This window comes from Streptomyces fuscigenes (genome assembly GCF_021556455.1).
GTDB lineage: Bacteria > Actinomycetota > Actinomycetes > Streptomycetales > Streptomycetaceae > Streptomyces > Streptomyces fuscigenes.
This window is the reverse complement of the sequence record NZ_JAKGCV010000676.1, coordinates 1-2,044: the sequence shown is the minus strand read 5'-3', so window position 1 is coordinate 2,044 and position 2,044 is coordinate 1. Positions and strand designations below refer to the sequence as shown.

Here is a 2,044-nt window from a genome sequence, read left to right as displayed (position 1 = left end):
CGCGGCGCGCCGGTCCGCGGGTCCCATGCCGGGCACCGGACCCGGATCGGGCAGCGGAGCCTCGGGGGCGTGCCGGGGGGCCGTGAGCCGGGTGCGGACGGCTTCGACGAGCGCGTCCCGCACGGCCTCGACGGCGCGCTCCGGGTCGCGCTGCGGCGCCGCGACGGCCAGCGAGGCGACCGGCTCGTAGCCGGTGATCTCGCGCGAGCCCTCGCGCAGGATCAGCGCGTGGCCGGGCGGGACGCGCTTGACGCCCTCGTACGGCGTCGAGTCGCGCTGCGCCTCCGGCGTCTCCGGGCAGGCCAGCAGGGCGGCCAGGTGGCCGACGTCGAGCTGGGCCTCGATGAGGTCGGCGAGCGGCAGCGCCGCCGTCGCGTACGCGGTGCCGCCGGCCCACGGCGTGTAGAAGACCGGTCGAGCGCCCGCGAGGTCGCCGGCGATGGTGATCCGCCGTCCGATCTGGGCGACGGCGGTGTAGCTGCCGGGCCACGCGGTGAGGTGGCGCAGCGCCCCGCCGCGCGCCGCGACGATGCCGAGGCGCAGCTCGTCGTCCGTGGCGCCGCAGCAGCCCAGTACGGCAAGGCGGTTGAAGGGGTCGACGGACACGACCCGCACCTCGTCGGGGCGCCAGTCGCCGACGGCCCACAGCGGGTCCGGGTCGCCCCACAGGAGTTGGGAGCCCACGGGCGTGATCGTGCCGCCGTCGCCCACGTCGTCGACGGCATCCACGGCGCCCACCGTGCCGAAGTGCGCGGCGATACTGCTCCACCCCACCAGCCAGCGCATCGGCCGCCTCCAGAGCCCCTGAGCAATCCGCCAGTCCAAGCCAAGCCCGTTCGGGACCATGCTGCCACGACAACGGCGCACAGGAGGGGGGACGGTGGCACGTGTGAGGACGCGCATGCGCCCCTGGCATGAGCCGGGTGGCCAAAATTCCCTCCCGCGGCCGGCGATCGCCGTCCGGGCCGGGGAGCCTCGGCGATCTTCGCCGGGCCTCCGCCGATCGCCCCTGGGAGAGGCGTCATTCGGCCATTCTGCGGCGCGCCGGAAACCGTCCCGCGGCGGGGCGCGGCGCAGCCCCCGCGCGCGAGGAGCGTACGCACGCTCGGTCCGGGAGACGCCGCGCGCCTCCCGGACCGGTCCGCCGCCCGCGGGGATATGGGGCGGCGGGTGTCCCCCAGCCCGCTGGTTCCAGTACGCAGCGGGCCGACCCACGCAGGTCCATGGAAGCGCTCTCCCCGTCGCGGGGCCACGGCGCACGGCCGGGCGCACGGCCACACGCGAGGAGCACGGCGGCCCCTCACGACGGCGTGCGCCGCCGCCGGCCGCACGGTTGTACGGTCCGCGGTACGGACCACATTCCCGCCATCCGGAACTCCGCCCCTTAACGGTCGGGATGTGGCGAACTACGCTGGGTTTACGAATGCCGCGCGCCTATGCCAGGACTCGGCGGCCGTCTGTGTGTCGAGGGGTGACGCATGTCCAGGGAGCTACGCGGGCCGAACGAGAAGCTCGGCACGGTCCTCGCCCTCGCGGGAATCAGCAACGCCGGGCTGGCCCGACGGGTCAACGACCTCGGGGCGCAGCGGGGCCTGACGCTCCGCTACGACAAGACGTCCGTCGCCCGCTGGGTGTCGAAGGGGATGGTCCCCCAGGGGGCCGCCCCGCACCTCATCGCGTCCGCGATCGGGGCGAAGCTCGGCCGGCCGGTGCCGCTGCACGAGATCGGCCTGGCCGACGCCGATCCGGCGCCCGAGGTCGGTCTTGCGTTCCCGCGCGACGTCGGCCAGGCCGTGCGCACGGCCACGGAGTTGTACCGCCTCGACCTGGCGGGCCGCCGGGGCGGCGGGGGGATCTGGCAGTCGCTGGCCGGCTCGTTCTCCGTCAGCGCGTACGCGACGCCCGCGTCCCGCTGGCTCATAACCCCGGCCGACTCGTCGGTCGCGCGCGACGCGTCCGTCGCCCTCGCGGCGCACGGCGCGCGCGGCGGCCGGCAGGCGGCGAACGGGAGCCCGCCGGGTCCCTCGGGCCCGACGACGGCCGG

Annotated in this window: 2 protein-coding genes; one reads left to right on the top strand and one right to left on the bottom strand. The window is 76.2% G+C overall.

Annotated features, from left to right (window positions below; genetic code table 11):
• Positions 1 to 786 (bottom strand): macrolactam cyclase family protein (locus tag L1885_RS27650; protein WP_505016795.1); only part of this gene is annotated, 786 nt, incomplete at its 3' end.
• Between the two features lie 692 nt (positions 787 to 1,478).
• Between L1885_RS27650 and L1885_RS27645 the strand changes: the two genes are divergently transcribed.
• Positions 1,479 to 2,044: NsdA family TPR-like regulatory protein (locus L1885_RS27645; RefSeq protein WP_505016794.1), on the top strand; the 566-nt coding region annotated here is incomplete at its 3' end.